Here is a 24,037-nt window from a genome sequence, read left to right as displayed (position 1 = left end):
GACATGGCCTTGGGAGACATGGCCTTGGGAGACATGGCTATTGGGTGACATACGTGTTGGGTGACATGGCCTGCCCTGTTTCAGTAGTGCGTGCGGGCACGTTTGATACCCGTGGCCCCCGTTGGCCTGCCGGACCCCAGCACGCCGATGTTCTTCGGCGCCTTGACGTGCTGCCGCACAGGCGGCTGCTTCAACGGTTCGGAGTCCTGGCTCTCGCTGAGGTCCCGGATCAGCCCGGTGCCTGCGATTTCGCGGGCCTTGGCCACGCCGGCCGCTGCGGCACGCTTGGTGGGGAAGGTCACTGAGATCGCCATCAGCGTTCCGTTTCCGTCAATGAGCTTGACGCGGTATCCGCCGTCGGGCGCATCAACCAGTTCGAAATGTCCAGCCATTGCAGTTCCTCCGCTTCAACCCCAACCTGAGGTATTAGTAAGTATACTTACCTCCGCGGGTAACGGAAGACCTGCTGTCCTGTTCAGGCACGGCCTGGTCAGGCACGGCCTAGTCAGGTGCTGACCACCGAGAGCACATTGCCGGCCGGGTCCTTGAACCACGCAATCGCCATCCCGCCCTCCTTCATGATCCCCTTGGCATCAGTGGGCATGGCAGGGTCATCGTAGATTTTGGTTTGGACGCCCAGTCCGTTCAGCTCGTCCACGGCCTGTTCCACATCCTCGGCGACAAGGTTCAGCACCGTGAAGGTCGCGGCCTCGTGGTTGTCCTTCGGGTAGATCATGACCCGGGACCCCGACGGGAGCTGCACCTGGAGGGTTCCCATCCCGCCGTCGGAGACGTCCAGTCCCAGTGTCTCGCCGTAAAACGTCCTGGCCTTTTCCAGATCATCAACGCTGAAGCTGGAAAAGGCGTCCTTCGGCTTGAACATGGCACTCTCCTCGGGCCCGGAATCTGTTGGATACGGCCCAGCGTGCCACAAGCCGGCGCCCTTGGCGAGGGGTTCCGGCTTGGCCGTCAGACGGCCGGGGTCCGGCGAAGAACCTGGCGCTGGCGGCCCAGTCCCTCGACTTCGAGTTCCAGCACGTCGCCGTCTTGCAGGTAGGGGAAGCGTCCGGAGAGGGCCACTCCCTCGGGGGTGCCGGTCAGGATGACATCGCCGGCCTCCAGCACCATGAACTGGCTCAGGTGGTGCACGACGGCCGGGACGTCGAAGATCAGGTCCGCCGTGGACGAGTCCTGGCGCACTTCGCCATTCACCCAGGTCTGCAGCCGCAGCGCCGATGCATCCAGGGCGTCGGCCGGTACAAACCACGGGCCCAGCGGAGTGGAGCCGGGGAGCGACTTTCCCTTCACCCACTGTCCTGCGGCGCCGGGCAGCTGGTATTCCCGCTCCGACAGGTCGTTGGCGAGCACGTAACCCGCCACGCATTCCGCGGCTTCGTCCGTCGAGGCCAGGTAGGAGGCCCGGCGTCCGATCACAACAGCCAGCTCCACTTCCCAGTCGTACTTGCGGGACAGCGGCGGGATGGGGGCGTCGTCGAACGGACCGGCCACGGTGTTGCTGGGCTTCAGGAACACCACCGGAACCTCCGGGACGGCCGCCCCGGACTCCGCGGCATGACCGGCGTAGTTAAGGCCGATCCCCACGACGGCCCCCGGCCGGGCCAGCGGTGCGCCGAAGCGCAGCGTGGCGGCGTCGGGGATTTCAGCCAGGCTCCCGGCCGCAAGGGCATCGCGGACCCGGGCGACGCCTCCGGCTTCCAGGAACGCTCCGTCGATGTCAGCGGCAACGCCGGCGAGCGAATACCACTTTCCGTTGGATTCAGGGCCCTCCGGCTGAACGGCCGGCTGTTCCCTGCCCGGATCTCCGAGACGCGCAAATTTCACCGGTCCACACTCCTTCGTGCCTGTTCCAATAGGTTCCGTGACCATGGAACCATGCAGCCGGCAGCTGCCCCCAGCTGAACCAAATGTGACCGGCCGGGGGCGGAGGTCAGTGCCCGTGCACGGGGGCGTCGCTGCGCTGGACACTGTCCTCGTAGAGCTCCATGGCGCTCATGACCAGCGCGAAGTGACTGAATGCCTGCGGCGTGTTCCCCAGCTGTCGGCCCGACTCCACGCCCCACTCCTCGCTCAGGAGGCCCACATCGTTGCGCAGTGCCAGGAGCCGTTCAAAAAGCTCCTTGGCTTCGCGGCGCCGGCCCACGCCGATGAGTGCTTCCACCAGCCAGAAGGAGCAGGCCAGGAAGACGCCTTCGTCACCGGGCAGCCCGTCGTCCGCTTCTTCCGGGCGGTACCGCAGCACAAAGCCGTCGTGGGTGAGTTCGCGCTGCACCGCCTCGACGGTGCCCAGCACCCTGGGGTCATCCGGCGGCAGGAAGCCGACGCGCGGAATCAGCAGCAGGCTCGCGTCCAGCTCCGGGCGCCCGTAGGACTGGACAAAGGTGTTGCGCTCCGCGTCGAAGCCGTTCGCCATGACGTCGGCATGGATCCTGTCGCGCAGGGCCTCCCAGCGGTCCGCCGGCCCCACCAGGCCGAAGTCCCGCACGCCCTTGACCATCCGGTCCGCGGCGACCCAGGCCATCACCTTGGAGTGCGTGAAATGGCGCCGCGGGCCACGCATTTCCCACAAGCCGTTGTCCGGCCGCTGCCAGGCACCTTCGAGATGCTCCATGAGGGCAACCTGGACGTCCCAGGCTTCGTCGCTGTGCTTCAGCAGCGAGTGCCGGGTCAGGGCCAGGCAGTCCAGCACCTCGCCCCAGACGTCCAGCTGGAGCTGGCCCGCGGCTCCGTTGCCAATCCGGACGGGTGCTGATTTTTCATATCCCTCGAGCCACGGCAGCTCCATCTCCGGCAGCCGCCGCTCGCCGTGGATGCCGTACATGATCTGCAGGTCCGCCGGGTCCCCGGCCACTGCCCGCAGAAGCCAGTCCCGCCAGGAGGCGGCTTCGTCGGTGTAGCCGGCGGCCAGCAGCGCCTGCAGCGTCAGCGTGGCATCCCGCAGCCAGCAGTAGCGGTAATCCCAGTTGCGCGGGCCGCCCAGCTGTTCGGGCAGGGACGTGGTCACCGCCGCCACAATGCCTCCGGTCGGGGCGTAAGTCAGGGCTTTCAGGGTGATCAGCGAGCGCTGGATGGCCTCCCGGTACGGTCCGGTGATCTTGCACTTGGCGGACCATTCGCGCCAGAAGGACTCCGTTGAGTCCAGGTATGCCTCCGGGTCGATGGACCGGGGCCGGGGCAGGTGGCTCGGGGTCCAGGTCAGTACGAAAGGAATCCGCTCGCCTGCGTGGACCGTGAAGTCGCTGACAGTGTGCATGCGTTCGCCCCGCAGCGGGGCTTCGGTGACCAGGTAGGCTGCATCCGGGCCGGCGATGGCGTGGATGCCGTGGTTGTCGTGCCGGACCCACGGCACGATATGGCCGTAGTCGAACCGCAGCGTGAGTTCGCCGTGCATCCGCACCGAACCGCGGACGCCGACGACGATCCGCACAATGTCCGCCACACTGTCGCGCGGCGGCATGAAGTCGATCACCTTGACCTTGCCGCCGGGAGTTTCCCACTCCGTTTCCAGGATGAGGGTCCCCTTGCGGTAGTGGCGGCGGGTGCATTCCCCGCCGTCGGCAGGCGCCAACAGCCACCGCCCGGCCCTCGGCGTGTCCAGCAGGGCGTTGAAGCAGGCCGGCGAATCAAACCTCGGCAGGCACAGCCAGTCGATGGAGCCCCCGGTGCTGATCAGGGCAGCCGTGTGCAGATCGCCCACCACGGCGTAGTCCTCTATGCGTGCCATGGTCCTTACAGTGCCACAACCGCTCCGGGCCGACTACTATCCAAGGCATGCTGCAACGGAACTTCGGAAACTCCCGGCGGGTCCGCTCCTGGCAGGGAACGCTCCCGGCGCGGTCCGGGCCCGGCGCGGACTGACTGAGGTCCAAGGACACCATGGGGATCCATATCGGGACGTCCGGCTGGAGCTACGACCATTGGGAGAACGTGCTCTACCCGCCGGGACTTCCGGCGCGCGACCGGCTGGCCCACTATGTGGCGCGGTTCGGCACGGTGGAGCTGAACGCAAGCTTCTACCGCTGGCCCCGGGAATCATCCTTCGCCAGCTGGCGCCGGCGCCTTCCGGAGGGCTTCATGATGTCCGTCAAGGCCCCGCGCGGGCTCACCCATGCGAAGAAGCTCTACGGTCCCGACGCGTGGGTGGAGCGCATCACCAGGTGCTGGCATGAGCTGGGTGAGAAGCGGGCGGTACTGCTGGTCCAGCTTCCGCCGGGCCTGGGCCGCGACGACGCCCGTCTTGACTACTTCCTGGCGGCCCTCCCGTGGTGGGTGCGCGTGGCAGTGGAATTCCGCCACCCCAGCTGGGACCACCCCGAGGTGTATGCGCTGCTGGAGCGCCACGGAGCCGCCTATTGCATCATGAGCGGCGCCAATCTGCCCTGCATCCTGCGGGCCACGGCGCCGTTCGTGTACGTCCGCCTGCACGGGCCGGACCACGAGTACCTCTACGGAGGTTCGTATTCGGAGGAGGACCTCCGATGGTGGGCTGAACGGATCCGGGAGTGGAAAGGCCAGGGCAGGGACGTGTTTGCCTATTTCAATAACGACGGCGGCGGCAACGCCGTGCGGAACGCCGACACCTTGCGGTGGCTCCTCGGGGAAGGCTGACGCCCGGTACAGCTTGTACGGTGCGGCTTGTTACGGTGCGGCGCCTTAGTACCAGCACGCCGGTGCCGACGGGCGCCGTTGTGGCAGAGTGGAAGCATGGAATTGGCGCCGCAGGAATCATCGTTGCCCGGAACCCACGCGCTCCGGGCGGCCCACAAGGTCTCGGACACGGTCAACACCGTCCGCATCACGCTGGCCAGGCGCTGGAATTTTGTTCCGCAGACCGTCGCCTACCAGGGGTACGGGTCGACCTCGTGGGTGCGTGTCCTCGGCCGGGTGGTGCTGACCACCAAGCCCAAGCCGGGAAGCCGCGCCGAGCACGCCGCGAAGAACGGAAACCAGAACATCCGCGGCTGGCGTGCATTCACCAGCGTCCCGCTGCAGTTCACCGAGGTGGACATCGAAATCGAGGGCGTGACCACCCGCGTCAAGGCGGACCGCGGCGGCCTCGTGGACACCGTGGTGGAGGTAGCACTCTCCCCGGGCTGGCACACCGCGACGCTGCGGGCCGTCGGAACCGAGGCCGTGCAGGCGAACATCATCGTAATAGGTCCCGACACCAAGTTCGGCATCGTCTCAGACATCGACGACACCGTGATGGTCACTGCACTGCCCAGGCCGTTCCTTGCCCTGTGGAACACCTTCGTGCTCAGTGAGCGGGCACGCATGGCAACGCCCGGAATGCCGGTGCTCATGGACCGCCTGGTGGTGGAACACCCCGATGCGCCGGTGATCTACCTGTCCACCGGACCCTGGAATGCCGCACCCACGCTGGCACGGTTCCTGACCCGCAACATGTACCCCGCCGGTCCCCTCCTGCTGACGGACTGGGGGCTGACCCAGGACCGCTGGTTCCGCAGCGGCCAGGAGCACAAGAACGGCAACCTGGACCGGCTCGCCAAGGAATTCCCCGATATGCGCTGGCTGCTGATCGGCGACAACGGCCAGCACGACGAGCAGATCTACTCCAGGTTTGCCCGGGATCACGGCGACCGTGTGGCCGCCATCGCCATCCGCCAGCTGTCGGTGGGCGAGTCTGTCCTGGCCGGCGGCCACTCGGAGAACGGTGACCACACGGGCTCAAAGGTCCCGTGGATCTACTCCCCCGACGGCGCAGGCATCACCAAGGGCCTCGCCGACCTCAAAATCGTGTAGCCGGCGAACGCGTGGCCGGTCAGTGGCCGGCCACGCGTGAGGCGTCATGCCACCGGCTCCGGCTCACCGGCCGCACTCGAATCGACTGCGGCGGCGGCTCCGTTCTTGCGGGCTTCCTGCAGCTCCTGGAGCCAGTAGTAGGAGGCTTTGGGCGTCCTGGTCAGCGTCTCAAAGTCGACATGCAGGAGGCCGAACGGCTGCTTGTAGCCCGCGGACCACTCGAAGTTGTCCAGCAGGGACCAGACGTAATAGCCGCGCAAGTCAATGGATTCCGCGGGGCCTCCGGGGCTTGTGGCCTCCACCGCGCTGGAAATGTGCTCGGCGAGATAGCGCAGGCGGCGCTCGTCCGGAATGATAATCCGGTCCCCGGCCTTGTCCCGCACCACCAGGTCCTCAAAGCTCGCCCCGCCTTCGGTGATGAAGACCGGCGGCAGGTCCGGATAGCGTTCGGCCATTTCGGCAAGCGCCACCGGCATGTAGTCGGGCCTGATGGGCCACCCGTATGCCGTGGTCTCGGCGTCGGGAAACTCGGTGATGTGGAAGGGCGCGCCGGGAGCGCTGCCGCTGAGGTCATCCCCCATGGCCTCCGCCATCCCGGGAGGAACGGCGCCGTCGCCGGGCCCGGCGGCGACCATCGTAGGCATGTAGTAGTTGAGCCCGTAGAAATCCAACGGCTGCGAGATCAGTTGCAGGTCCTCGTCGGAGGGGCTGAACGAACTGAAGAACGTGGCGGCCCGAACGACGTCCGGGTACTTCCCGAGCAAGACGGGATCCGCGAACAGCCTGTTCTGGAAAACATCCATGAGCGCTGAGCTCAGCTTGTCCAGCGGGTTGATCGAGGCCGGAATCATGGGTGAGTAGACGTTGGTGATCCCGACCTCGCCGGGGACGTTGGCGGCACGCAGTGCCTGCATGGCCAGGCCGTGGCCGAGGAGCTGGTGGTGCACGGTGGGCAGCGCCTTGAGCAACTGCGCTTCGCCGGGCGCGTGGAGGCCCAGGGCATAGCCGTTGGTTGTTACCGTGGCAGGTTCGTTGACGGTACACCACCGGGCTACCCGGTCGCCGAAGGCCGCTGCCGCAATGGAGGCGAACTCGCCGAGCCGGTAGGCCGTATCGCGGTTCATCCAGCCGCCGGCTTCGTCGAGCGGCAGCGGTGTGTCCCAGTGGTAGAGCGTGACCATCGGGGAAATACCGCTGGCGAGCAACTGGTCCAGCAGCCGGTCGTAGAAGTCCAGGCCCTTGGGATTGACCGGGCCGCTGCCGCCGGGCTGGATGCGGGACCAGGACAGCGAGAACCGGTAGGAGTCGATGCCCAGGTCCTTCATCAGCGCGACGTCTTCGGGCATCCGGTGGTAATGGTCACAGGCCGTGACGGGGCCGTGGTCGTCCACGATCGCCCCGGGTTTCCGCGCAAACACATCCCACCCGGATGGTCCGCGGCCGTCCTCGTCCAAGGCACCCTCGATTTGGAAGGCGGCCGTTGCGACGCCCAGCGTGAAGGACGGCGGGATCGTGGCAGCCAGGTCTTTGGCGGAGTAGTTCATCTGCTTGATCCCTTATGTAGTTTCGGGTGGTGGACTGATTTTAGTGCACCGCTGCATCGGAGCCGAAGAGGAATTCCTTGGCATGAGCCAGCGCTTTTTTGAAAGCATCGTTGCGAAGGGTAATGAGGTGTTCCGTGTCATCGGCCGCCGGTTCGAGGTAACCGGTGAACCCGGGACGCAGCACCCAGATGTCGCCGCCCGGCGGGAGGTAGAACACCCCGAAGGACCGGTGCTGGCTGTCATCCGGTGTCCAGATCGGGACCACCGCCAGAGCCGCCCCTGTCTCCGGATGGATCCACTGGGCCCGCGGGAGCGGTTCCTCGTGGGCCTCGGGATCCAGGAACGGGGCTGTGCCCACACCCCAGCGTTGCTCGAAGCGTTCGTGGAACGCCGGAATCAGATGCGAATCAAAACGGCGCCAGGCGCTCATGGACTGCTCCTCTTCTACTTATCCGGTGCCCGGCCTGGGGCCGCGCTCCCAAAGCACTGGTGTGACCCGCAGCAGCGGGGGCTGCGGAGTGTGTACCCGGCGGACCGGCACATCGCGGGGCCCGCTGCGGCTAAGATCGCCGGGGTTAAGATCGCGGGTGATATGCGGAACGGACAGCGCACGGTCGTATTCAGCGCGCGTTTTCGCATCACTCAGCACTGCGAAGGCTTCCATGATGCCCAGCAGCCCGCTGTTGGATCCGCTGCGCCGGCCGGCCACGGCAGTGCCGGCATCTTCACCGGACCAGTCCGGTTTGCCGGACCCGTCTTCGAGATCGGGATGATGGAGCCGCATCAGGGCCCGGTAGGCACGCGCAATCTCCTGGCGCGTGGCCGTCCTTGCCACGTTCAGTACGCCGTAGTAGTCAGGCAATTGGTTGGTCATCGCGTTCACACTGCCTGCCTCGTCGCGGGGCTGCGGCTGCGTGCCGGGGCGGCGGCCGGCACCGACCGGCTGCCGCCCCGGACGCCCGTTCGTCGGCTAGGTGCTGATCTCGTGCATCTTGTCGTGCTTGGTTTCGATTTCGATCTTGCGCGGCTTCGCCTGTTCGGCAACAGGAATGCGGAGGGTCAGCACGCCGGCGTCGTAGCTGGCCTTGACGTTCTCCGTGTCGAGGGTGTCACCGAGGATCAGTTGGCGGCTGAAGACACCGCGGGGCCGCTCCGAAACGACCAATTCCACGTTGGGCTGGGTTTGATCGCGCCGTTCAGCCCGCACAGTCAAAACGTTCCGCTCAACATTGAGGTCCACAGAGTCCACGTCGACTCCCGGCAGATCGAACGCGACGACGAACTCCCCGTCCTCCTGCCAGGCATCCATCGGCATGGCCGCGGGCCGCGCCGCGGTTCCAAACACCTGCTGGGTAAGCCTGTCCAGTTCACGGAACGGGTCCGTACGCATCAACATCATTTCCCACTCCTTCACCTTGTGGTTGTTCCATTTCCTTCTAGCTACCCGCCAATATCTATGGTGGCTGGTATAGATTTTTTATAGCACCGGTGAGAAACTGTGGCAAGGGCATCCGGCACGAAAATTCTATGGAGGATCATGGCCGAGCGCAGTGCGGAGACAGGCCTGTACGCGATCTCCGTGGTGGCCCACCTGGTGGGAACGGGCCAGCAGAACATCAGGCTTTACGAGCGGAAAGGCCTACTCACCCCGGACCGCACCTCCGGCGGGACCCGGCAATACAGCGACGCGGACCTCGCCGTGCTGAAACGCATCGGCGAACTGCTGGACGAGGGGCTCAACCTGGCCGGCGTGGCCAAGGTGCTGGAACTCGAGGCGGCCAACACCAGGCTCAGGGTCGAACTGAAAAGGGCCCGCTCACGCCTGCGCGACCGGTCAACAGGGCTGGCCGGCAGTGCTGGGCCGCGGGGCTGAGCCGCGGCCCAGGGCAGCGGGGCAGACCCAGCGGGGCAGGGAGGATCAGGGCCGGCCGCCGGCAATCAGGTAGGACTCCTCGAGAAGCTCAGCCAGCTCCTGCACGTCGATCCGGTCCAGCCGGACCAGCACCAGCTGCGGTGACCGTTCATGGTGCGGGGTCCAGAAATACGTGTCCGGGTTCGTTCCGGCCAGCGCTTCCCGCTCACGGGTCTTGACCGTGAGGACGCCGTCCTCCCAGATCCTGGCCATCAGGGTCCGAGCGAACCACGCGGGCTGGTTCCAGCTGGGCCGCTCCGTGACGCCGGGCAGCGACAGGCAGATGCGGCGGACGTCCCCTTCGTCGGCGGCCACCCGTGGCTAGCTTTCGGCCGTATCGGCCTTGGACAGTTCGCCGGTGATTTGTTCTCCCGGGATGCGGGCCGTTCGCCACGTGTCCAAAGCGATGACGGCGCCCAGGACCACGAAGGAAATGAACAGGGAGGCCAGTGCATCACTGACCCAGTGGTAGCCGAGGTACAGCCTGCTGATTGAGGCCAGGAAAATCCCGAAGACGGCGGCGGCGAAGCCAGCCACTGCCGGCCATGTGCTTTGGCGGCGAGAGAAGATCAGGAACGTGGTGACCAGCAGGAAATCGCAGGCACCGAGTACATGCCCCGAGGGGAAGGAGAACGTGACGTCGGGGCCGAAAAGCATGAGGTCCAGGGGCGGACGCTGGCGGCCGACCGACCGGCCGATGATTTGTGCGAGCGCCACTCCGGTGAGCATGGCGCCTGCCAGCAGCAGCGGCCGCCAGGCATGCTTGGCGGCGATGCCCCACACCACGGTGACCACCAGCACGATGATCGGCAGGGCAATGGGCCCGAAGACAATCGCGAGGAAAATCATCAAGGCCGTGATCGGCTCCGACCGCTGGGTGACCAGCCAGGACCGCGCGGGTTCATCCAAACCGGTCAGGCCGTCCCGACCCAGGACGTCCGTCAAGGTCAACAGGAAGAGTCCGGTACCCAGGATCATCAGGATCACAGCGACGCGGTAGAGGTTCTTACGGGACGCAGCGCTCATGTACCGTTCTTCGACGACGAATTTGTCATGGAAAACCCGCCACCAGTGAGGCGATTTCCGGGATCGATCTTCAGCCATGTGCCGCTTCCACCTATGCAGTCTTATAGATTTGTGTCCGCTGAGATTATCCCGGTTCGGCGATTTTGGCTCGCGGAACCGGGAATCTGGTTCCGCTTCCTCCTCGGCGCACCCGGCCTGGACGGCTGCAACGGTAGCCTGACTGCATGGGTGCCATGAACGAACTTATTGACCAGGCCGCGGTCGGCAGGCTGCTGCGCGTACTCGCGGAGGCCGCCCCCGGCACGTCCTGGCCCAGCGTCGAAGCTGCCGGGGCCTCGCTCGCGGACCTCAGCCTCCGGGAACGGACCGACCACGTGAGCCGGGGGCTGCTCGCGGATTTGGCGGCCGACGGAAATCCCGGGGACTATCCGACGGCGGCGCACCTCTTCCGCCGCGCCCTCACGGACCCCGACTTCACCGGCTGGACCATCTGGCCGGTGACGGAAACAGCAGTAACGCTCGCCCTCGATTCATCCGGATCCGCCGATTTTGAAGACTGCCTTCAGCTTCTCGCCGAGCTGACTCCGCGGCTGACCGGGGAATTCGCCATCCGGCGGCTGCTGGCCGCCGACCTGGACCGTGCCCTCGCCGTCGTGCTGACCTGGACCGCCCACCCTGACGCGCATGTGCGCCGGCTCGCCAGCGAGGGGACCCGCCCGTACCTCCCCTGGGCCGTCCGGGTCCCGGGCCTGATCCAGCGCCCTGAGGCCACGATTCCCATCCTCGACGCCCTCTACCGGGATCCGCACGAATACGTTCGCCGTTCAGTGGCGAACCACCTCAATGACCTGGCGCGCCACTCTCCTGAGGAAGTCGTGGCCGCGGCCGCAGCATGGACAGCAGCACCGGATGCCAATACGCCGTGGGTGGTCCGCCACGGACTGCGCACGCTGATCAAGAAGGCCCACCCTGGCGCCCTCGCCCTCCAGGGGTTCGCTCCGGCGTCGCTCTCGGTGTCCCCGCCCAGGCTGGACCGGGACACCGTGGCGCTGCCTGCGGACCTCGCCTTCGAATTCGAGATCTCCAACACGGGGGCCGCTCCGGCCAGGCTCGCAGTGGACTACATCGTCCACTACATGAAGGCGAACGGCTCCCAGGCAGAAAAGGTCTTCAAACTGACAGCCCTGACCCTGGACCCCGGCGAAACCCGGACGATGTCCAAACGGCACGCCTTCCGCCAGATGACCACCCGCGTGCACCACCCTGGCAGCCACGCCCTGGAACTGCAGATCAACGGCATCCGGTACGCCCATACGCAGTTCCTCGTGGAGGTCTGAGCCGCCGCCGGACCGCATCAGGGAATTCAACGGCGCGGGCTGCTCCCCGCTGACAAAAATGTGATTTGACTCACAGATCCACTGAGAGCTAAGCTCAACAAGTTGTTAGCGCTAACAACTCGGTCTATGATTTCGATCATCACCCAGCCGGCGCCGGAGCCTTGCGCTCCGTCCGGCGAGATTTACTTCCGATGAGCGGGCTCCGGGCCGCCTCGTCAGTCGACCGGATCCTCCCGGCCGGCCCCACAGCCGCAAAGCGCAGATGCTTTCCGGTTTAGCACCAGTTCGCGGACCGAGCCGTCCGCGGAAGGAGAACATAGTGAGAATCAAGAAACTCCTGGGCGCGTTCGCCGTCGTCCTCGCAGTGACGGTGGGGGCCACAGGCTGCGGCAGCCGGGGCGGCGCCGCCACCCCGAGCGCCAGCTCGGATAATTCAGGGGCGCTTGTGGGCATCTCCATGCCCACGCAGACCTCGGAGCGCTGGATCGCCGATGGCGGAAATGTCGAGAAGTCCCTGAAGGAACTGGGATACAAGACGGACCTGCAGTTCGCCAACGACGACATCCCCACCCAGGTTTCGCAGATCGAAAACATGCTCACCAAGGGCGCCAAATCGCTCATCATCGCCGCAATCGACGGCACCACGCTCACGGACGTCCTGGCCAAGGCCAAGGAGCAGAACGTCAAGGTGATCGCCTACGACCGCCTCATCAACGGCACCCCCAACGTGGACTTCTACACCACGTTCGACAACTACACCGTGGGCGTCCAGCAGGCCACTTCGCTGCTGACCGGACTGGGCCTGGTGGATGCCAGCGGCAAGAAGGTGGACGGCAAGGGTCCGTTCAATGTCGAACTGTTCGCCGGCAGCCCCGACGACAACAACGCCAACTTCTTCTGGACCGGGGCCATGGACACCCTCAAGCCGTTCCTGGATGCCGGCACGCTCAAGGTCCCCAGCGGCCAGACCAAGTTCGAACAGGCCGCCATCCTCCGCTGGCAGGCACCCGTTGCCCAGAAGCGCATGGAGGACATCCTCACCGCCGCCTACAGCTCCGGCACCAAGCTGGACGGTGTGCTGTCCCCCTATGACGGACTGTCCATCGGCATCATCTCCGCGCTGACCAGCACCGGCGGCTACTCCAAGGGAAGCCTGCCTGTCGTCACGGGCCAGGATGCCGAGAAGGGCTCAGTGAAGTCCATCATGGCCGGCGAGCAGTATTCCACCATCTTCAAGGACACCCGCCAGCTTGGCGCCCAGGCCGTCAAGATGGTCGACGCCGTCCTGAAGGGCAAGGAGCCTGAGGTCAACGACACGGAGACCTACAACAACAAGGTCAAGGTTGTCCCGTCCTACCTGCTGGAGTCCGTGATCATCACCGCGGACAACTACAAGAAGGAGCTCATCGACTCGGGCTACTACACCGACGCCGACGTCAAGTAGCCGCGTTGAGGGTTGTGGCCGGGCCGTCACCGGTCCGGCCACACCCCTCCGGCAGGCCCCTGCAGCCGCAGGAAGGCCCAGGATCGACCAGTCAGTGGGAATTGACGATGAACACACCCATTCTTCAAATGCGAGGAATCACCAAGACCTTTCCGGGCGTCAAGGCACTCCAGAACGTCACGCTGGATGTAAAGCGCGGCGAGGTGCATGCCATCTGCGGCGAAAACGGCGCCGGGAAATCCACCCTCATGAAAGTGCTGTCAGGGGTCTACCCGCACAGCTCATTCGACGGAGACATCCTCTTCGAAAACGAACCGTGCACGTTCAACAGCATCAGCGACAGCGAGAAGCGCGGCATCGTCATCATCCACCAGGAGCTGGCCCTGAGCCCCTATCTTTCGATTGCCGAAAACATCTTCCTCGGCAATGAACTGACGAAGAACGGGTGGGTGGACTGGCGCAAAACAAACCTCGAAGCCGCCAAGCTGCTGGCCCGCGTGGGACTCAGCGAAAATCCCGTCACGCCTGTCCAGCACATCAGCGTCGGGAAGCAGCAGCTCGTCGAAATCGCGAAGGCACTCTCCAAAGAGGTCAAACTCCTCATCCTGGACGAGCCAACGGCCGCGCTGAACGACGAGGACTCCGGCCACCTGCTGGACCTGATCCTCCACCTGAAGGGCCAGGGCGTCACCAGCATCATCATCAGCCACAAACTCAACGAGATCCGCAAGGTGGCGGATGCGGTCACCATTATCCGCGACGGCAAGACCATCGAAACCCTGCGTCTGGACGAGGGCCAAATTACCCAGGAGCGGATTATCCGCGGCATGGTGGGCCGGGACCTGGACAGTCTCTATCCGGACCGCGACCCGAAGATCGGCGAGGAAGTCCTCCGGATCGAGGACTGGTCGGTGCGGCACCCCCAGGACCACTCCCGGATGGTGGTCACCAACGCGAGCCTCAACGTCCGAAAAGGCGAGGTGGTGGGACTGGCCGGCCTCATGGGCGCCGGCAGGACGGAACTGGCCATGAGCGTCTTCGGCCGGACATACGGCACCGCCGTGTCAGGAAAGGTCTACAAGCATGGCCGGGAGATCAACACGTCCACCGTCTCGGATGCCATCAAGCACGGCATCGCCTACGCAACCGAGGACCGCAAGCACTACGGCCTGAACCTCATTGAAGACATCAAGCGGAACATCTCCATGGCGGCCCTGCGGAAACTGGCCAAGCGCGGCTGGGTGGACAAGAACCAGGAAACCATCGTCGCCAACGGCTACCGGCAAAGCATGAACATCAAGGCACCGTCAGTGGCTGCCATCACCGGCAAGCTGTCCGGCGGCAACCAGCAGAAGGTCGTGCTGAGCAAGTGGATGTTCTCCGACCCCGACGTGCTGATCCTGGACGAACCCACCCGCGGCATCGACGTCGGGGCCAAGTTCGAGATCTACACCATCATCACCAAGCTCGCGGCAGAGGGTAAGGCGGTCATCGTGATCTCCTCCGAACTCCCCGAACTGCTGGGCATCTGCGACAGGATCTACACGCTGTCAGCAGGCCACATCACCGGCGAAGTGCCCATCGCCGACGCCTCACAGGAGACCCTCATGCACCTTATGACCAAAGAGAAGGAATAGCGACCATGTCCGCCCTCCGAGAATCCCTCGGCTTCCTCGCAAGCCGCCTCCGCCAGGTCGGCATCTTCGTCGCCCTGATCCTGATCGTCCTGCTCTTCCAGGTCCTCACCGACGGCATCCTGCTGCAGCCACAGAACGTCACCAACCTCGTGGTGCAGAACAGCTACATCCTGATCCTGGCCATCGGCATGGTGATGGTCATCATCGCCGGCCACATCGACCTGTCCGTCGGCTCCATCGCGGGCTTCATCGGTGCCGTATCCGGCGTAATGATCGTCCACTGGGGCTGGGCCTGGTGGATCGCCATCCCCGCCTGCCTCCTGGTCGGCGCACTCGTCGGCGCCTGGCAGGGATACTGGATCGCCTACGTCGGCATTCCGGCCTTCATTGTCACCCTCGCCGGCATGCTGATTTTCCGCGGCCTGACGCTGATCACCCTCAAGAACCAGCAGATCACCCCGTTTCCGGACGAACTCCGCGCCCTCGGCGGCGGCTTCCTCCCGGACATCAGCGGGGGCACCTCCGTCCTCGAATGGCTCACCGTCATCCTCGGCGTCGGAGGCACCGCGGCCATCCTCTTCCAGGCCATCAAGGAGCGCCGCGTCCGCCGGAAGTTCAACCTGGAGAACGAACCCATGGCCTGGTTCGCGGTAAAGACCGCGTTCATTGCCCTGCTGATGCTCATCATTACCTTCCTGCTGGCGAGCTACCGGGGAACACCGATCGTCCTGATCGTGCTCGCGGCCCTGGTGATCATCTACTCCGCCCTGATGAACAACAGCATCTTCGGCCGGCACACCTACGCCATCGGCGGGAACCTGCATGCAGCGGAGCTCTCCGGCATCAAGACCAAGGCCGTCACCTTCCGGCTCTTCGTCAACATGGGCGTTCTGGCGGCCCTCGCGGGCCTCGTGTTTACGGCCCGCCTGAACTCGGCCCAGCCGGCCGGCGGCACCGGGTTCGAACTGGACTCCATCGCCGCGGCGTTCATCGGCGGCGCCGCGGTGCAGGGCGGCATTGGCACCGTGGCCGGCGCCATGATCGGCGGGCTGATCATGGGCGTGCTCAACAACGGCATGTCCATCCTGGGCCTCGGCACCGACTACCAGCAGCTCATCAAGGGCCTGGTCCTTCTCCTCGCTGTCGGCTTCGACATCTTCAACAAGAACCGCAGCGGCCGCGGAGGAGGAAGCACCCTCGGCACGCGGTTCAAGCTGAAGACCACGCCTCCGGCCGCTGCAGAAAGCACGGAGACCGCCGCGGACCGCCCGGTCGCAGTGGCCGCCAGCTCCCGGCAGGCAAGCACCGTCCGGAACTCCTGACAAAGAGAGGCCGACGGCGGCAGGCAACTGCCGCCGTCGGCCTCCGCCGCTTCTTCGGGCCTTGCCGGCGGCCCTCCGCCTGCCCCCGCGGAACCCGCCCGCACGGGAAATGTGATTTGCTTCACAGTGCCGGCGCGGATAGCATTCCATCACTGTTAGCGATCACAGAGAAGGACCTGGAATGACTGCCTCCCTCCCCGAGCCCGAGACAGCCGACGACTGGCAGCAGCTGATTGGCAGCCGTGTTGAACTGCGGATCGACGGCCGGATGGTGCGCACCGGCGAGGTGGAGGACGCCACCGATGATTCCGCCGTCATGTGGCTGCGGTTCGACGGCAATCACGGCCGGCAACTGGTGTCCAAGTTCGACGGCTACCAGGTTGTTCCCGTCAGCTGAGGGCTTTGCCGGCGGTTGCCGCCTTGGCAACGGGCGCGGTGGTCACTTTGAGTCCGCAACCCTGCTCGGCAAATGCCGTCAGCGTCTTGTAGCCGAAGGTCTTGTAGGTGACGTTGGGCCAGCGGTCCCGCAGAAGCTGGCCGAGGCGGGGAGCGTTGACCAGACCCTTCACCCAGAGGGTGGGATCGTCCTTGAGGAAAGCGTGGACACTGGCTTTGTAGAGCTCAAGTTCGGTGTGCGGCGAGGATTTCTTTTTGGCCGGCTTAGCGGGCGCCGGTGGCTTCTTCACTGCCGGCACCGGCACCACGACGGCGGGCGCCGGGATGTCGATGACATGGAAATGGTCGGCCACCGACTGCAGGACCTTGTTGACGACGCCGGCGTTCGGCTGGGAGGTTGTCGCAACCAGTGACCGCTTTCCCAGCGCATGCAGGCGGCGCAGGAGCGGGACGAAGTCACCGTCGCCGCTGACGATCACAAAAAGCTCAATCCATGGCATGTCCGCGGCCACTTCGAGGGCGTCGACCACCAGCTCGATGTCCGCGGCGTTCTTGCTGGGCTGGTCAAACGAGAAAATCTGGACGGGCTTGATGTTGTGGGCCAGCAGCTGGCTCCGGTACCCGGCCATGTCCGGCCGACCCCAGTTGGCATATGCCCGCGCCAGCGCCGTTTGCCCGCCAAGGCCCGTGTCCCCCACGACCTTTTCAATGGCGCGGACCACGGTGGCCAGCGGCACGGATGTGACGTCGTTCCCGTACCCGCCGAAGAGATTCTCCATGTCCAGGAAAATAGCCACGTTCCGCTGCCGCGATCCTGCCACGTTAACCGTCCTCCCCCAGCGAATAGTAAACAGATCCTATCCCCCCGCGGGGCCCCGAAGCGGCGGGGCCCCGCCGTCGCCGGCTAGCGGCCGCCTTCGATCTTCCGGCTGCGCTGCTCCTGTGCCATCGGACCATACGGGTACACGCCAACCCGGGGCTGGCTGGCCTCCGTCAGCCGCCGGGTCTCCTCCTCCGTCAGTTCAAGCTCCGCAGCGGCGAGGTTGTCCGCCAGCTGCTCCGTGGTGCGGGCCCCGAGGATCACGGACGTCACCGCGGGGCGGTCCGCCAGCCATGCCAGCGCCACCTGCGAGGCACTCACTCCGTGGTCCGCAGCGATCTTCTCCACGGTTCCGATGACCTCCCACGTCCGCGGATCGTCATTGCGCGCCTGCCAGGCTTCCATGCCGCGTTTGGGATTCTCGCCCAGCCGGGTGGCCCCCGCCGGTGCCTCGTCGCGCTTGTACTTCCCGGAGAGCCAGCCGCCGCCCAGCGGGGACCACGGGAGCAGGCCGATCCCCGCGTCCAGCGACGCCGGAACAATCTCCGACTCAATCTCCCGGACCAGCAGGCTGTACTGCGGCTGCAGCGTCACCGGCGCGCTCCAGCCGTGTGCCTTGGCGACGTGCACAGCCTTGGTCAGCTGCCAGCCCAGGAAGTTGGAGAAGCCGTAGTACGCGATCTTTCCGCTGCTGACGGAGTCATGCAGGAAGCGCAGCGTCTCCTCCAGCGGCGTAATGGGGTCCCACGCGTGCATCTGGTACAGGTCGATCTGTTCGACGCCGAGGCGGCGCAGCGAGTCGTCGAGGGCGCGGGTGAGATGGCGTCGGGAGGTTCCGAGGTCGTTGGGGGCCTGGCCCATGGGGAAGCGTCCCTTGGTTGCCAGGACAGCGCGGTCCCTGACCTCGGGGCGGGCGGCAAGCCAGCGGCCGATGATCTGTTCGGACACCCCTTGGCTGTAGACGTCAGCGGTATCGATGAAGTTGCCGCCTGCGGCGAAGTAGTCGTCCAGGATGGCGAAGGACGTCTCCTCGGTGGCTTCAGCGCCGAAGGTCATGGTTCCCAGCGCGTAGTTGGATACGACGGCGCCGCTGTTGCCTAATGTGCGGTACTGCATGGTTCTCCTCAGTCCTCGGTGGGCGTGGTGCGGTTCGAGTGGTAGCTGCGCCAGGTGTGCTCCGGAGCGAATCCCAGCAGGCGCTTGGCTTTGTCGATGGACAGCATCGTTTCGTGTTCGCCGAGTTCCTTGACCACCTTGACGCCGGGGAAGACTTCGGCGGCGAGGCTGGCACTGGACCGGCTCATGACCGTGTCCTCGTTGGCGATGATGAACGCTTCGAATCCGGGCTTGCCATTCTCCAGTGCGCGGGCCACCGCCTGCGCACCGTCGCGGCCGTCGATGTAGCCCCAGAGGTTCCACTTCCGCAAAGTGGCATCGGCGTCAAAGGAAGGGAAGTCCTCGTAGTCCTCGGGGTCCATCACATTGGAGAACCGCAGGCCCGTGATGCTCAGGTTTGGATCCCAGCGGGTCAGCTGGATGGCCATCTGCTCCTCCAGGTGCTTCACCAGGGAGTAGGTGCTTTCCGGGCGGGCCGGATATTCCTCGTCCACCGGGATATAGGGAGGGTCGACGTCGAACGGCAGTCCCAGCACCGTCTCGCTGGAGGCGTACACCACCTTCTTGATTCCGGCCCGCCGGGCCGCCTGGAAGACGTTGTAGGTGGCGAGCATGTTGTTCTCGAAGGTGGCCGCATCCGGCGCATGGCCCGGCGCGGGGATGGCTCCGAGGTGCACGATCGCGTCAAAGCCCCCGTGGCGGTCGTCGAGGCCCAGGATGACGTCCAAAACCTGCCCGTAGTTGCGCAGGTCCACCTCGGTGAAGCCGCGGCCCCTGGTCCCCGTGCGGTCCAGGTTCAGGACGTCATGGCCGTCCTCGGTTAGCCGGCGCACCACGCTACTGCCCAGCTTTCCGCTTCCGCCAGTCACAGCAACTCTCATCAGGAACTCCTCTGGGTAGTTGTCGGCGGCCGGTCGTCCGTAGCTGCCTGCCGCCGTCGTCATTCCACCCTAGGGGCGCGGCCGCTCGGATGCAGCCCTTCTGGCTGGCCCTCTGAGTCCTAGGAAAGAACGTCCCCCGCCCGCCGGGGGCTTCAGCCGAGCCGGAGCAACAGGGGAAGGGTGTTGGTGATGATGGTGAAGGCGGCCGCAGCGATGCCAATGACTGCCGGGATGATCCCTGACGCCTCGCCGCGGCCACGCGCCCTGAACCCGAGGACGGCCGCAGCCAGCTCCGGGGCCAGGATCAGCAACAGTGCGGGTCCCGCCGCGCTCACAATGACGCCCGGCGGTAGCGAATCCCCGCCGTCGTAGCCCTGCAGGGTGAGCAGCCCTTCACCAATGATCATGCCCGCCACGAACGCGGCAGGAATGGCGGCAACGGCGATCCAGGCCCAGCGCAGAAGCCGGCGGCCGGGCAGGGATCCGCCGGAATCCGGGGCGGCTGCGGGCACCGGGCTGCGTGATGTCATCGGTGAAGGAGCGTCAGATGTGTTGCGACTGGCCCGGCAGGCCCATGCTCGGGCGCCCGAACGGAAGCCGGCTCGGACTGAAACCAAGGGATGCGTAATAGCCGCCGGCAACCATCACGGCAAAACCGGCGACGCCCAGGTACACGAGCTGCACCACAGCGCCCGCAATCACCGCAAGGAACCCGCAGACCACGCACAGGGCACCGAGGACCACCCGCCGCATCAATGACCAGGACTGGCCTTCCATGCGCGCGGCGAATTGCGGATCATCCTCGTGAAGCGACTGCTCCATCTGCCTGAGGACGTCCCTTTCATGTTCAGAAAGCGGCATCTTTGACCTCCGAACCGGATTGATATTAAGGATCGTTCATGTAGCGGTTAAGTCAATAGAGCCAAAAGTCATGGGCGGATCGCGGTGACTTTGGACCCTAGGCAGGGGGTCCCGGGCAGGCGCACGCTGGAACCCATGAACACTGAAGAACGCATTGTGGTGGGCGTGGACGGCTCCGAATTCTCCACAGCTGCGCTGCAGCTCGCCGGACGCATGGCCGGCAGCCTCAACGCCCCGCTGGAGATCATCACCTGCCTCGGAACCTCCGATTTCTACCTCGCTTCCCACATGCCGCCCGGGCGCGTGCCCAGCATGGAGGAACTCGAGGAAACAGCGAAGCGCCTGGTGGACCAGGCCATCGGGAGGGCCTTCGGGGCATCTCCGCCGGCCCAGCTGTCCCGCACGGTGAAGTTCGGGCCGCCGGCAAAGACACTGGTGGATGAAAGCCGCCATGCCCAGCTGCTGGTGGTGGGCCGGCGCGGGGAGGGCGGCTTCCTGTCGCAGGTCATGGGATCCGTCAGCGGAGCCTGCGCCGCGCATGCGCACTGCCCCGTCCTGGTGGTGGGCCAGGACACCAAAGTGGCCGAACCGGAACCGGGTCCGACGTCCGGGTGAAGACGGGCGTCTCCACCGCGGGACTCCGGGGCGTTCAGTGACTTTGTGCCCTAATCCCGGTTCTCGTGCAAGCCCTAACCTGAATGCATAAGCGCGGCAATCACCGCGTGCCAAGTCCCGGGAGCATCGTCATGAAAGCAGCAACGGCGAGCATCATCGCAGGCGCAGTCCTCCTGCTTTCCGGCGTCCTGCTGCTGCTGGACGCCCTGCGTGTCCTGGACACCGCACTTCTGGTGTGGCCGCTGATCTTCGGCACCTCCGGCGCCGTTTTCCTGGCGGTGTTTTCCAGGAACCGCGCCAACTGGTGGGCGGCCATCCCGGGGTTTGCCCTCCTGGGGCTGGCCGCGGTGGTCACCACCACGCAGCTGTGGCCCGGTTCAGCGGGCGACTGGCCGGGCGCATTGTTCTTCTTGTTCCTCTCCGCCGGCTTCGCGGCGGTGTACTTCCGGGAGCCGGCCAACTGGTGGGCCCTGATTCCGTGCGGGGTCATGCTCACGCTCGCCTTGATGGTGGCATTGCCGCCGGGGCTGGACGGAACGCCGGTGGCCGCCGTGCTGTTCCTGGGGCTCGCCGCAACCTTCGCCACGGTGTCGCTCACCCCGGAGCGGATGAAATGGCCCCTGATCCCGGCCGCCGTGCTGGCCACCCTGGGGCTTGCCTTTGCCATTCAAGCCACCGTCACCTTCCGCACCCTGGAGTACCTGACAGCAGTGGTGCCGCTGCTGGCCGGCGCCTACCTGCTCTATTACGCCTTCCACAACCGCCGCAGCGACCGCGGGCACACGGGCGGGGCTATAACCGATCCGATGAAGCAAGGACTGGGTGATGCTCACGGTGGCCACTGACCCAGCAATCGGGAACGACGTTGTTGGGGGGACGCGCGTATACATCCTGGACAGCCACGCGCTGGTCCGGACGGGGCTCCGCGAGCTGCTCGAAGAGGCGCACTTCGACGTGGTCGGCGAGAGCGGGTCGGCCTCCGAGGCAAGCCTCCGCATCCCGGCCCTGAGCCCGGACCTGGTGGTGATCGGAGCTCATCTCCCGGACGGCACCGGCATCGAAGTGTGCCGGGAAATCCTCTCCGACAACCCCGGACTCCGGTGCCTGCTCCTGAGCAGTTACGACGACGACCACGCGCTCAGCAGCGCGGTGCTGGCCGGAGCGGCCGGCTATGTGCTCCGGCAGCTGCCCGGGACCGCACTCCTGGAGGGCATCCGCCGGGTAGCCACGGGCGAATCGCTGCTGGAGCCCGGCGTCGAACGCAAAGTCATGGAAGGCCTCTACAAAACGCAGGTGAGCCGCCGTCACAGCCGGTTGAGCTCACAGGAACTCAGGGTCCTCACCCTCATGAGCCAGGGCATGACCAACCGCGAGATCAGCGAGGAAACGCGCTTTGCCCGGGCCACGGTGACACTCCAGGTGGCGGGAATCCTCACGAAATTGGGCTTCGAGTTGCGCGGCTGACACCGTTCGCCCACCGGGCGCCGGAGTCAGGGCTGCCGGGGGTCAGGGCTGCCGTGGACACACGGAAGGGGCGGTCCACGTCAGTTGCGTACCGTGGCCGGGGCTGCTTTCGATGGAGCACTCGCCGCCCAGGGCCATGGCCCGGTGCTTCATGTTGTCGATGCCGCTGATGCGGGTCGGGTTTTCAAAACCGCAGCCGTTGTCCGTAATCCTGAGTTCCACGCCCTCCGGCTGGGCCGTGAGCGAAATGTCGATTTCATCGGCACCAGAGTGCCGCACCGCGTTGCTCAGCCCCTCGGACAGCACCGCCAGCAGCTGCTCCACGACGGCGTCGGGCACTGCTTCGTCCACCGGTCCCGTCAGCTGGACCTTGGGTGAAAAGTCCGAGTTGCGGATCCCCTCGTGGATGGTCCGCATGATGAGGCCGGTGAGTGGTTCCTTCGGGCCATGGCCGGTCCGCATCGAGTAGATGGTGTCCCTGAGCTCGTGGATGGTGCCGTCCAGTTCGGCCGTCACTGCAGAGATCCGCTCCTGGGCCACCGGGTCCGGGACGTACCGGCGCAGGCTCTGCATGCTCAGCCCTGCTCCGAAGAGCCGCTGGATCACCAGGTCGTGCAGGTCCCGTGCGATCCTGTCCCGGTCCTTGGAGAGCAGCTGCTCTTCCCGCCGCAGCCGGGCCCGGACCAGTCCGAGTGCCAGCCCTACCCGGGACCCGAAAACGGCGCTGGACTGCAGGTCGGACTGGATGTACGGCGGTCCGCCGGCGGGGCGCGCCAGGATCAGCAGGCCGCGTTCGCTGCTCTGCCGTCCGAGCGTTGCCACCAGCAGCGGACCAAGTTTCTCGTCGGCGCCGGGTCCGAAGACCTCGTTGGGGTCCCTGACCAGGGCGGAGCTTCCAGTTTCCAGGACGTCGGCGATGACGTCCGACGGCGGCAGCTCCTGGCGGGCCGACAGGGACTGGACGCCCACCATGGTTTGGCAGCGCTGGATGCCTTCGGCATCGGGGTAGGCAATCACGGCCAGGATGGAGTCCGAGACGGTCAGTGCGCGTTCGGCAACCAGGTCAAGGTTGTCGGTTTCGTCGGGGAACAATGCCGAACTCAGCTGATCGCTGACTTCCAGCCCGGCCTCAAGCCAGCGCTGCCGCCGGCGCGTGTCATCGTACAGCCGGGCATTCTCGATGGCGACGCCGGCGGCAGACGCCAGCGCCGAAGCGAGTTCCTGGTCCTCTTCGGTGAACGGTCCGCCGTCGAGCTTCTCGGTCAGGTAGAGGTTTCCGAAGACGGAGCCGCGGACCCTGACGGGAACCCCCAGGAATGTCTTCATGTCGGGGTGGTTCGGCGGGAACCCGCTGGCCATTTCGTGCCTGCCGAGGTCGTCGAGCCGCAGTGCCTCGGGCCGGCGGATCAAGTGTCCCAGCACGCCGCGGCCGGTGGGGAGGTCGCCGATCAGCCGGACGCCGTCGTCGTCGATTCCCACAGTGATGAAGTGTCCCAGCTCATGGTCGCCGTCGATCACGCCAAGCGCGCCATAGCGCGCCCCCACCAGCTCGCAGGCGGACTGCACTACCCGGTCCAGGACAGCTTCAAGGCTGAGGTCTTCGGTGAGCGAAACCACGGCGCCCAGCAGGCCCTGCATCTGGTCCTGGGCACGCACGAGTTCATCTGCGCGGGCCACGAAGTCGCGCAACAGGTCCTCCGTGCGCCTCCGGATGGGTTCACGCCACATAGGGCCACCATACGCAAGGTTCACGGCGGACAGGGTTTGAAATTTCGAGGGCTGGCACTTTTTGAGCGGGATCGCCGCTCAGGCGGCCACGGGCAGGCTCGTGTGATAAACGTTGCTCGAATACCGGAAGGTCCGGGCTCATGCGACTCCCCA

At 65.7% G+C, this 24,037-nt stretch carries 27 protein-coding genes; 11 read left to right on the top strand and 16 right to left on the bottom strand.

The window, feature by feature from the left end:
• Window positions 1-80: 80 nt before the first annotated feature.
• From PV761_RS12690 to PV761_RS12675, 4 genes are all read right to left on the bottom strand, one after another.
• Window positions 81-392: a DUF1508 domain-containing protein gene (locus tag PV761_RS12690; protein WP_028271165.1), complete on the bottom strand. Its 312-nt coding sequence runs from the start codon at window positions 390-392 to the stop codon at window positions 81-83.
• Between the two features lie 113 nt (window positions 393-505).
• Complete coding sequence (locus tag PV761_RS12685; protein WP_347897196.1) at window positions 506-883, bottom strand: VOC family protein; 378 nt, start codon at window positions 881-883, stop codon at window positions 506-508.
• 86 nt (window positions 884-969) lie between these two features.
• Window positions 970-1,842, bottom strand: a complete 873-nt coding sequence (locus tag PV761_RS12680; RefSeq protein ID WP_347897194.1) for a fumarylacetoacetate hydrolase family protein — start codon at window positions 1,840-1,842, stop codon at window positions 970-972.
• 106 nt (window positions 1,843-1,948) lie between these two features.
• Window positions 1,949-3,742, bottom strand: a complete 1,794-nt coding sequence (locus PV761_RS12675) for a glycoside hydrolase family 15 protein (RefSeq protein ID WP_347897192.1) — start codon at window positions 3,740-3,742, stop codon at window positions 1,949-1,951.
• A 152-nt stretch (window positions 3,743-3,894) separates the two neighbouring features.
• Here PV761_RS12675 and PV761_RS12670 point away from each other — a divergent pair, with 152 nt between their 5' ends.
• Entirely contained in the window at window positions 3,895-4,626 is a 732-nt protein-coding gene (locus tag PV761_RS12670; protein ID WP_347897190.1) for a DUF72 domain-containing protein, read from the top strand.
• Window positions 4,627-4,722: 96 nt separating this feature from the next.
• Complete coding sequence (locus tag PV761_RS12665) at window positions 4,723-5,781, top strand: phosphatase domain-containing protein (protein ID WP_043438579.1); 1,059 nt, start codon at window positions 4,723-4,725, stop codon at window positions 5,779-5,781.
• A gap of 44 nt (window positions 5,782-5,825) precedes the next feature.
• Here the strand turns inward: PV761_RS12665 and PV761_RS12660 are convergent, their stop codons facing one another.
• The 4 genes from PV761_RS12660 to PV761_RS12645 all read right to left on the bottom strand — a co-directional run bounded on the left by PV761_RS12660 (window position 5,826) and on the right by PV761_RS12645 (window position 8,721).
• Entirely contained in the window at window positions 5,826-7,325 is a 1,500-nt protein-coding gene (locus PV761_RS12660; protein WP_347897187.1) for a family 1 glycosylhydrolase, read from the bottom strand.
• A gap of 40 nt (window positions 7,326-7,365) precedes the next feature.
• Window positions 7,366-7,755 (bottom strand): hypothetical protein, encoded by a 390-nt coding sequence (locus tag PV761_RS12655; RefSeq protein ID WP_028271172.1) that lies wholly within the window; start codon window positions 7,753-7,755, stop codon window positions 7,366-7,368.
• A gap of 18 nt (window positions 7,756-7,773) precedes the next feature.
• Window positions 7,774-8,199 carry a J domain-containing protein gene (locus PV761_RS12650; protein ID WP_347897185.1) on the bottom strand — a complete coding sequence of 142 codons (426 nt, stop codon included), beginning with the start codon at window positions 8,197-8,199 and terminating at the stop codon, window positions 7,774-7,776.
• Between the two features lie 96 nt (window positions 8,200-8,295).
• Window positions 8,296-8,721, bottom strand: a complete 426-nt coding sequence (locus tag PV761_RS12645; RefSeq protein ID WP_028271173.1) for an Hsp20/alpha crystallin family protein — start codon at window positions 8,719-8,721, stop codon at window positions 8,296-8,298.
• Between the two features lie 141 nt (window positions 8,722-8,862).
• Here PV761_RS12645 and PV761_RS12640 point away from each other — a divergent pair, with 141 nt between their 5' ends.
• Window positions 8,863-9,198, top strand: coding sequence for a MerR family transcriptional regulator (locus PV761_RS12640; RefSeq protein ID WP_347897183.1), 336 nt, complete (start codon window positions 8,863-8,865; stop codon window positions 9,196-9,198).
• Window positions 9,199-9,243: 45 nt separating this feature from the next.
• Here the strand turns inward: PV761_RS12640 and PV761_RS12635 are convergent, their stop codons facing one another.
• Both PV761_RS12635 and PV761_RS12630 read right to left on the bottom strand, forming a co-directional pair.
• The gene (locus PV761_RS12635) at window positions 9,244-9,552 is read right to left on the bottom strand and encodes an MmcQ/YjbR family DNA-binding protein (protein WP_043438585.1); all 309 of its coding nucleotides are present in this window, start codon (window positions 9,550-9,552) and stop codon (window positions 9,244-9,246) included.
• 6 nt (window positions 9,553-9,558) lie between these two features.
• Window positions 9,559-10,341 (bottom strand): phosphatase PAP2 family protein, encoded by a 783-nt coding sequence (locus tag PV761_RS12630; RefSeq protein WP_028271175.1) that lies wholly within the window; start codon window positions 10,339-10,341, stop codon window positions 9,559-9,561.
• Window positions 10,342-10,487: 146 nt separating this feature from the next.
• Between PV761_RS12630 and PV761_RS12625 the strand changes: the two genes are divergently transcribed.
• From PV761_RS12625 to PV761_RS12605, 5 genes are all read left to right on the top strand, one after another.
• Window positions 10,488-11,600: a DNA alkylation repair protein gene (locus PV761_RS12625; protein WP_347897180.1), complete on the top strand. Its 1,113-nt coding sequence runs from the start codon at window positions 10,488-10,490 to the stop codon at window positions 11,598-11,600.
• A gap of 319 nt (window positions 11,601-11,919) precedes the next feature.
• The gene (gene chvE / locus PV761_RS12620; RefSeq protein ID WP_347897178.1) at window positions 11,920-13,044 is read left to right on the top strand and encodes a multiple monosaccharide ABC transporter substrate-binding protein; all 1,125 of its coding nucleotides are present in this window, start codon (window positions 11,920-11,922) and stop codon (window positions 13,042-13,044) included.
• Window positions 13,045-13,151: 107 nt separating this feature from the next.
• Complete coding sequence (mmsA, locus tag PV761_RS12615) at window positions 13,152-14,681, top strand: multiple monosaccharide ABC transporter ATP-binding protein (RefSeq protein ID WP_347897176.1); 1,530 nt, start codon at window positions 13,152-13,154, stop codon at window positions 14,679-14,681.
• 5 nt (window positions 14,682-14,686) lie between these two features.
• Complete coding sequence (gene mmsB, locus PV761_RS12610; RefSeq protein WP_051628887.1) at window positions 14,687-16,003, top strand: multiple monosaccharide ABC transporter permease; 1,317 nt, start codon at window positions 14,687-14,689, stop codon at window positions 16,001-16,003.
• Between the two features lie 181 nt (window positions 16,004-16,184).
• On the top strand, window positions 16,185-16,400 hold the full coding sequence (locus tag PV761_RS12605; protein WP_028271179.1) for a hypothetical protein: 216 nt from the start codon (window positions 16,185-16,187) through the stop codon (window positions 16,398-16,400).
• Here PV761_RS12605 and PV761_RS12600 read toward each other — a convergent pair.
• From PV761_RS12600 to PV761_RS12580, 5 genes are all read right to left on the bottom strand, one after another.
• Window positions 16,393-17,220, bottom strand: a complete 828-nt coding sequence (locus tag PV761_RS12600; protein ID WP_347897173.1) for an NYN domain-containing protein — start codon at window positions 17,218-17,220, stop codon at window positions 16,393-16,395. The two genes, PV761_RS12605 and PV761_RS12600, sit on opposite strands and share 8 nt — an antisense overlap.
• Before the next feature lie 83 nt (window positions 17,221-17,303).
• Window positions 17,304-18,335, bottom strand: coding sequence for an aldo/keto reductase (locus tag PV761_RS12595; RefSeq protein WP_347897171.1), 1,032 nt, complete (start codon window positions 18,333-18,335; stop codon window positions 17,304-17,306).
• A gap of 8 nt (window positions 18,336-18,343) precedes the next feature.
• Entirely contained in the window at window positions 18,344-19,216 is an 873-nt protein-coding gene (locus PV761_RS12590; RefSeq protein WP_347897169.1) for an NAD(P)-dependent oxidoreductase, read from the bottom strand.
• Between the two features lie 152 nt (window positions 19,217-19,368).
• Entirely contained in the window at window positions 19,369-19,746 is a 378-nt protein-coding gene (locus tag PV761_RS12585) for a hypothetical protein (protein ID WP_347897167.1), read from the bottom strand.
• A gap of 13 nt (window positions 19,747-19,759) precedes the next feature.
• A complete protein-coding gene (locus PV761_RS12580) occupies window positions 19,760-20,077 on the bottom strand; it encodes a DUF3040 domain-containing protein (RefSeq protein ID WP_051628889.1) in 318 nt (105 codons plus the stop codon).
• Window positions 20,078-20,212: 135 nt separating this feature from the next.
• On the opposite strand from PV761_RS12580, the gene PV761_RS12575 reads away from it, so the two are divergent.
• The 3 genes from PV761_RS12575 to PV761_RS12565 all read left to right on the top strand — a co-directional run bounded on the left by PV761_RS12575 (window position 20,213) and on the right by PV761_RS12565 (window position 22,156).
• A complete protein-coding gene (locus PV761_RS12575; RefSeq protein WP_347897165.1) occupies window positions 20,213-20,692 on the top strand; it encodes a universal stress protein in 480 nt (159 codons plus the stop codon).
• A gap of 131 nt (window positions 20,693-20,823) precedes the next feature.
• Complete coding sequence (locus PV761_RS12570) at window positions 20,824-21,537, top strand: hypothetical protein (RefSeq protein WP_347897163.1); 714 nt, start codon at window positions 20,824-20,826, stop codon at window positions 21,535-21,537.
• Window positions 21,518-22,156 carry a response regulator transcription factor gene (locus PV761_RS12565; protein ID WP_028271185.1) on the top strand — a complete coding sequence of 213 codons (639 nt, stop codon included), beginning with the start codon at window positions 21,518-21,520 and terminating at the stop codon, window positions 22,154-22,156. Before PV761_RS12570 ends, PV761_RS12565 begins: the two co-directional genes overlap by 20 nt.
• A 42-nt stretch (window positions 22,157-22,198) precedes the next feature.
• On the opposite strand, the gene PV761_RS12560 is transcribed toward PV761_RS12565, so the two are convergent.
• Window positions 22,199-23,884, bottom strand: coding sequence for a GAF domain-containing protein (locus PV761_RS12560; protein WP_347897161.1), 1,686 nt, complete (start codon window positions 23,882-23,884; stop codon window positions 22,199-22,201).
• Between the last annotated feature and the right edge of the window lie 153 nt (window positions 23,885-24,037).

Origin of the sequence: Arthrobacter sp. CC3 (assembly GCF_039907775.1) — a bacterium.
Classification (GTDB): domain Bacteria; phylum Actinomycetota; class Actinomycetes; order Actinomycetales; family Micrococcaceae; genus Arthrobacter.
The sequence above is the reverse complement of the archived record's forward strand: the minus strand, read 5'-3'. Positions and strand labels throughout refer to the sequence as shown.